This window comes from Gammaproteobacteria bacterium, assembly GCA_011682695.1.
GTDB lineage: Bacteria > Actinomycetota > Acidimicrobiia > Spongiisociales > UBA4744 > BMS3Bbin01.
The window spans coordinates 1-6,501 of sequence record JAACED010000082.1; the positions used below are offsets into that span (position 1 = coordinate 1).

The 6,501-nt window shown below is 63.5% G+C and carries 7 protein-coding genes; 2 read left to right on the top strand and 5 right to left on the bottom strand.

The window, feature by feature from the left end; translation table 11 throughout:
- Nucleotides 1-180 precede the first annotated feature (180 nt).
- Nucleotides 181-1,779: an ATP-binding cassette domain-containing protein gene (locus GWP04_11555; protein ID NIA26188.1), complete on the bottom strand. Its 1,599-nt coding sequence runs from the start codon at nt 1,777-1,779 to the stop codon at nt 181-183.
- Between the two features lie 159 nt (nt 1,780-1,938).
- Between GWP04_11555 and GWP04_11560 the strand changes: the two genes are divergently transcribed.
- Nucleotides 1,939-2,328 carry a hypothetical protein gene (locus GWP04_11560; GenBank protein NIA26189.1) on the top strand — a complete coding sequence of 130 codons (390 nt, stop codon included), beginning with the start codon at nt 1,939-1,941 and terminating at the stop codon, nt 2,326-2,328.
- A gap of 77 nt (nt 2,329-2,405) precedes the next feature.
- On the top strand, nt 2,406-2,864 hold the full coding sequence (locus GWP04_11565) for a hypothetical protein (protein NIA26190.1): 459 nt from the start codon (nt 2,406-2,408) through the stop codon (nt 2,862-2,864).
- A 6-nt stretch (nt 2,865-2,870) separates the two neighbouring features.
- Here GWP04_11565 and GWP04_11570 read toward each other — a convergent pair whose 3' ends face one another.
- From GWP04_11570 to atpG, 4 genes are all read right to left on the bottom strand, one after another.
- Entirely contained in the window at nt 2,871-3,923 is a 1,053-nt protein-coding gene (locus GWP04_11570) for an extracellular solute-binding protein (protein ID NIA26191.1), read from the bottom strand.
- Nucleotides 3,924-4,097: 174 nt separating this feature from the next.
- Entirely contained in the window at nt 4,098-4,424 is a 327-nt protein-coding gene (locus GWP04_11575) for a F0F1 ATP synthase subunit epsilon (GenBank protein NIA26192.1), read from the bottom strand.
- A complete protein-coding gene (gene atpD, locus GWP04_11580) occupies nt 4,424-5,878 on the bottom strand; it encodes a F0F1 ATP synthase subunit beta (protein ID NIA26193.1) in 1,455 nt (484 codons plus the stop codon). The genes GWP04_11575 and atpD overlap by 1 nt, the downstream gene beginning before the upstream one ends.
- On the bottom strand, nt 5,875-6,501 hold a 627-nt coding region (atpG, locus tag GWP04_11585; protein NIA26194.1), incomplete at its 5' end, for an ATP synthase F1 subunit gamma. The genes atpG and atpD, both read right to left, overlap by 4 nt.

Here is a 6,501-nt window from a genome sequence, read left to right on the forward strand (position 1 = left end):
GCCGGCAAAGCCGGAAAGGGGGGCCGGCAAAGCCGGAAAGGGGGGCCGGCAAAGCCGGAAAGGGGGGCCGGCAAAGCCGGAAAGGGGGGCCTCCTCCAGGTCGCGCGTACCCCCTCCGGCCCTGGCGGGCCACGTCCCCGAACACTCGCCAAAGCCCTCGCTGGGGGAGGAAACGAGCTGCTACGCCAGCGCCACCAGCTCCAGCATCGATTCGTCGAAGAACGCGGTGTCACCGTCGGGCATGAGCATCACCCGGTCGGGTTCCAGGCGGGCCACGAAGTTGGTGTCGTGGCTCACCAGGATGATCGTCCCTTCGTAGCGCTGCAGCGCGGCCAGCAACGCGTCCTTGGCCTGCGGGTCGAGGTTGTTCGTCGGCTCGTCGAGCAGCAGCACGTTCGGTTGGGCCATGACGAGCTGCGCCAACGCAAGCTTCGTCTTCTCCCCTCCGGACAGGGTGCCGGCGTCCTGATCGACCTTGTCTGCCAGGAGGAAATGGCCGAGCATGGTGCGCAGCTCCTTGTCGGGCTGGTTGGAGACCTTGCGCAGGTGGTTGAGAACGGTCACGCCCGCCTCGATCTGTTCGTGCTCCTGGGCGTAGTAGCCGAGATTGGCCCGATACCCGAGCATCACCTCCCCCAGGTCCGGTTGTTCTACGCCGGCGAGGATACGCAGCAAGGTCGTCTTGCCGGCGCCGTTGAGGCCCATGATCAATAGCCGCTCTGCCCGGTTCGTGTCGACATCGATGTCGACAAAGACCAGGTTGTCGCCATATGCCTTGGTCAGGCCCGATCCGGTGAGCGGGGTTCGACCAGACGGGATGGGCTGGGGAAAACTGACCGCCACGTTCTTGCCTTTGGCCCGTATCTCGACGAGGTCCCGTTTGATCCGGTCGACCCGGGTCTCCATCGACTTCGCGACTTTCGCCATCTTCTCGGTGGAGCCCTTGAACCGGCGGATATTCTCCTCCAGCCTGGTGATCTTGCGTTCCTGCTGCTTGCGTTCCTTGATCCGTTGAGCTCGGCGCCGTTCGTGCTCGATGAGGAAGTTCGAGTAGTTGCCCCGGTACGGTTCCAGTATCCCGACTTCGAGCGAGAGCACCGATGTGATCGCCTCGTCGAGCAGTGGCAGATCGTGACTGACGACCATGAGCGCACCCCGGTAGAAGGCGAGGTAGTCCATCAGCCAGGCCTTCGCATCGAGGTCGAGGTGGTTGGTCGGCTCGTCCAGAAGCATGACGTCGGTCTCGGCGAACAGAATGCGGGCGAGTTCAACCCTCCGTCGCTGCCCACCGGACATTGTCACGACCTGTTGGTCGAGTTCGTCGTTGCCGATCCCAACGGCGGCAGCGGTCTGTTTCGCCTCGGCTTCGACGACGTAACCCCCTGCGGCGTCGAACTGGTCTTGGAGGCGCGCGAAGTTGCGAATGGCACGGTCTCGACGCTCTCCATCGAGACGCTCGACCTTGCGGCGAGCCTCCTCGATCCGGCGCAGGAGGACACCGATACCCCTGGCAGCGAGCACCCGCTCGAGAGCGGTCATGTCGGAACGTTCGAGGTCGGGAAGGGAGGCCTCCTGCGAGAAGTAACCGAGGTTGCCGAAGCGCTGCACCGACCCACCCTTGGGAGCCTCGTACCCGACGAGGGTTCGAAGCAACGTCGTCTTGCCGGCCCCGTTGCGACCGACGAGCCCGACCTTGTCGCCCGGGTGCAGCGTGAAGGAGGCGTCGCGCAGCAGAGTGCGGTCGCCGACTTCGATGTGGAGGTCTCTCACGATGAGCATGAATCCAGCAGGCTACCGGACCTCCAACCCTTTCCTGTCAATGCCGGCGTCGAATAGCGACGCTTCCATTGACCAGAAAACAGAAGCCCGATTCCTGTCAATGCTGGCGTCGGATAGCGACGCCGGCATTGACGCGAAACAGGGATACCATCTCTGGTCATGAAGCTCGCCATCGCCTCCAACAACGGTGTCACGATCCAGCGCCATTTCGGAAGAACCCGCCAGTACGTCGTCGTGACGATCGAAGACGGCCGGGGAATCACCCGTGAGATCCGCACGACGGACTCCGAACAGCGACGCCCCGACATCGCACACGACACCCCCGGCCACAACCATCACCATCAGCGGCACAAAGCGCTGCTCTCGCCGATCAGCGACTGCGACGTCCTCATCGCGGGAGGCATGGGGATCCCGATGGTTCAAACGGCCGAGGCCTCTGGGATGGACCTGATCCTCACCACCGAGCGCCTCGTTGACGACATCGTCTCGGCCTACATCGGCGGAACGCTCGAGCACCACCCGGACCTGGCCCACGAACCGGGCCACTGACCTGACATGCGTTCTCGTCAATACCGGCCGCACGTGGTCGGGCCACCAGAGACGAGAGTGTTGCTAGCCTGCTCCGGATGGCTCCCGATCGGTTCACCCACAGTGTCTCCGTCGATGCGACACCCGAGTCGGCGTGGCAGGTACTCCAGCAACCGGAGACCTGGGGCACGATCGCGGGCGTTGAACGGGTCTACGACGCGCAGCACTCGCCCGACGGTGTTCTGCGCTCCTACCGGTTCACCGTAAGAGCTGCCGGCAAGGCCTACGAGGGCACCGCCACGACCCACGACGCCGAGGCACCGGTCCTGATGGCGGTGACGATCGATACGTCCGAGGTGATCGGCACGATCACCGTCGAACTGGCACCAAGCAACCCGGGTGGCATCGACATGACGGCATCACTGAAGATGCAGGCCAGGGGCATACTCTCGGCCCTGATCTTCCCTATCATCGCCGCGGCGGTCGGTTCCGGGTTCCCTGGTCAGATCGAAGAGATCGCCTCACGCATGGAGGCTGCCGGCCAAGCGCCGACGTGAACCGATTCAAGGTGCCGTAGCCCGTATCACAGCTTCTTCAGCGCTCGTAAGAGCGCCCGAGGGATCGAGCCCGGAGAAGATCGCGTCGAGCGCCGCATCAAGAGGGTTCCACACGGCCGCCATCTCCGCGACCCCTGGGATCAGGTCGCCATCGCCGGCACTCGCAACGAATCCTGCAGCGTACCCTTCAAGGCCCGGGCGGGCCGGCAGATAGGCCGGAACACGATTGTCGACAGACGCCACAGCCGTCAACACCTCTGGCCTGGCCAGGACCTCGCGAACGAACGACTCCGCGAGATCAGACGGCGCGGCGGCACTCACGAAGAACGCCTGGACTCCGATGAATGGGCGCAGAGTCGTTCCGTCGAGCGTCGGCAACGGCTGAATGGCGAAGTCGACACCGACGTCGGTGAACGGCCGCACCTGCCACGGTCCGGTGATGAGGAATGGAGCCTCACCTGCGACAAACCGGTCGACAACCTCGCCGTACGACCCGGTGAATACAGTCCCATCCGCGACAAGGCGCCCGAGAGCCCTCGCACCTTCCACTCCTTTGCTCAGCCCGATGTCGTTCACCGACCACCCGCCGCCGGGGCTCGGGCCGAACACATACCCGCCCGAACTCGAGAGAAACCCGTACTGGTGATAAAGGCCCTCGGGAATACCGACGCACCTCTCGAACGATGCGCAGAGACTCCGTAGCGATGCGAACGTGTCAGGAATGATGCCTTTACCGACGGCGTCGGTATTCACATACAATGCGACCGACTCGAGCCCATACGGGATGGCGTACGTCTCACCGCCCAACGTCACCGACCGTACCGCCACGGGATCGAGGTCGGGACCGACGATTCCCAGGTCGATCGGTACGATGGCACCCCGTGCGAGCAGCGGCTCCAGCCGGTCATGTGATGCCACGAAGACATCCGGTCCGTGTCCTGTGGCTGCAGCAGTCGCGATCTCATCGAACGGATACGTGACCACGTCGACCGCCACGCCGGCACGCTCGGCGAAATCTGCAACGAACGGAGCGAGAGCCGCCGCCCGCAGGTCGTCCACCCACACCTCGAGGCGATCAGATTCAACCGTCGTCGTGACCGAAGGATGGGTGATCGTCGGACGCGGCCCCTCTGTCGACAACGGGACAACGTCGGTGGAGCACGCTGCCAGCACGAGCCCGACCACGGCGGTGAAAGCCAGAACGCGCTCGAAGCTGGAAAGTCTACGGACTGGTCAGCCCTCCACGGCTTCCTCTTCGGCACGCAGTCGCTTTGCGACCTCGAGTGCACGGCCCCGGTCGTCGCCTTCGGTGAGTTTGGCCCTGTCGGTGAGCAGCGTCACGTTGTTGTCCACGATCTGCAAGAAGCCGCCGTGCATACCGACAGTCACCTTCTCATCTCCCGCCTCGACGACGACGACCCCGGTGGCCAGCGCCGCCATCAGCGGCTCGTGATCGGTGAGCACACCAATCTCGCCTTCGACGGTCTTTGCGACGAGAAAATCGGCGTCACCAGACCAGACGACGGCCTCGGGAGCAACGATGTCGACGTGGAAACTCATCAGACGGTCGCCTCGAACTCCTTGGCTTTGGCTTGGACTTCCTCCACGCCGCCGACCATGTAGAACGCCTGCTCGGGCAGGTGATCCAGCTCACCATCGATCAGCATCCTGAAATCACGAACACTCTCCTCCAGAGGCACGAAGACGCCCGGGATCCCGGTGAACTGCTCTGCAACGAAGAACGGCTGTGACAGGAACCGCTGGATACGGCGGGCCCTGCCCACGATCAGCTTGTCCTCCTCGGACAGTTCGTCGATGCCGAGAATCGCGATGATGTCCTGGAGGTCCTTGTAGCGCTGCAGGATCTGCTGTACCCGACGGGCAACGTCGTAGTGCTCCTGGCTGACATGCAGCGGATCGAGAATCCGGCTCGTCGAGTCGAGCGGATCGATCGCCGGATAGATCCCCAACTCGACCAGACCTCTCGACAGCACCGTCGTCGCGTCCAGGTGGGCGAACGTCGTGTGCGGCGCGGGGTCGGTGATGTCGTCGGCAGGAACGTAGATTGCCTGCAACGACGTGATCGACCGGCCCTTCAGCGACGTGATCCGCTCCTGGAGGAAGCCCATCTCATCGGCGAGGGTCGGCTGGTACCCCACCGCCGACGGCATCCGCCCGAGCAGCGTCGAGACTTCAGATCCAGCCTGTGTGAACCGGAAGATGTTGTCGATGAACAGCAGCACATCCTGACGCATCACATCGCGGAAGTACTCGGCCATCGTCAGTGCCGACAGGCCGACCCGCAGGCGAACGCCCGGTGGTTCGTCCATCTGGCCGAACACCAGCGCCGTCTGCTCGATCACGCCGGATTCGGTCATCTCGACGAACAGGTCGTTGCCTTCACGGGTCCGCTCGCCGACACCGGCGAACGTGGACACACCACCGTGCTGAGTGGCGACCCGGTTGATCATCTCCTGGATGATGACGGTCTTGCCGGTTCCGGCACCGCCGAACATGCCGATCTTTCCGCCACGTATGTACGGCTCCAGCAGGTCGATGACCTTGATGCCCGTCTCGAAGATCTCCTTCTGCGGTTCGACATCTTCGAACTTCGGCGGCGGCCGGTGGATGGGCCAGCGTTCATCGAACTCGATCGAGTCGGCCGGAACGTCGAGGGGCTCACCCCACACGTTGAAGATGTGCCCGAGGGTCTTGGGTCCGACGGGAACGGTGATCGGTCCGCCCGTGTTACGGACCTCGGCGCCGCGGACGAGACCATCGGTGCCTCTCATCGCCACGGCGCGTACCTTGTCGTTTCCGAGGTGCTGTGCCACCTCGGCAATGATCATCTGGGGCTTGCCGTCGATCTCGAAGGTGATTTCGAGGGCAAACAGGATCTCTGGAAGCTCGCCCTTGGGGAACTCCACGTCGACGACGGGACCTGTCACCTTGACGATCCGTCCAACACTCTTCGCCTCTGTCACGATCCCTCGCTCCTTCGTTTCCTTTGTCATCCGTGGCGCAGCGCTTCTGCGCCGCCAACGATTTCTGAGATCTCTGTTGTGATCTCGGCCTGACGGGCCTGGTTGGCCATCCGGCTGAGAACCTTGATCAGGTCTTCCGCGTTCTCCGTTGCCGCTTTCATCGCTCGCTGCCTCGATGCGTGCTCCGACGCAGACGAATCCAGTAACACGCCAAAGGTCGAAGCCTCCACGTACCGGGGCAACAGCCGGTCGAGGATCTCCGACGGCGATGGCTCATAGCTGTAGGTCACCGCGGCCACCGGTTCCTCACCCGCTTCCGGCGGAACGATCGGCAGCAGCTCGAAACTGACCGCCTGCTGCACGAGCGCGGACACATATTGGGTATAGAACACCTCGACGGCATCCACCGCCCCGCTTGCATACTCCTCCATGATGACGTTCGCAACGGTCCGGGCATCCGCGTACCCGGGGGCATCGGTCACGCCCAAGAAGGCTCCCTCGACGTGATACCCCCGGAACCGGAAGTACGTCTGCGCCTTCTTGCCGACGACGTACACACGAATCTGCACGTCTTGTGATCGCAGTTCGACGATGCGACGCTCGGCCATTCTGATGACCGTCGAGTTGTACGCGCCGGCGAGCCCGCGATCCGA

Excerpts from the sequence above, each read along its gene's own strand:
- GWP04_11565 (NIA26190.1), top strand. The coding sequence starts at position 2,406 with ATGGCTCCCGATCGGTTCACCCACAGTGTCTCCGTCGATGCGACACCC.
- GWP04_11575 (NIA26192.1), bottom strand. The coding sequence starts at position 4,424 with ATGAGTTTCCACGTCGACATCGTTGCTCCCGAGGCCGTCGTCTGGTCT.
- GWP04_11560 (NIA26189.1), top strand. The coding sequence starts at position 1,939 with ATGAAGCTCGCCATCGCCTCCAACAACGGTGTCACGATCCAGCGCCAT.
- atpD (NIA26193.1), bottom strand. The coding sequence starts at position 5,878 with ATGACAAAGGAAACGAAGGAGCGAGGGATCGTGACAGAGGCGAAGAGT.
- GWP04_11555 (NIA26188.1), bottom strand. The coding sequence starts at position 1,779 with ATGCTCATCGTGAGAGACCTCCACATCGAAGTCGGCGACCGCACTCTG.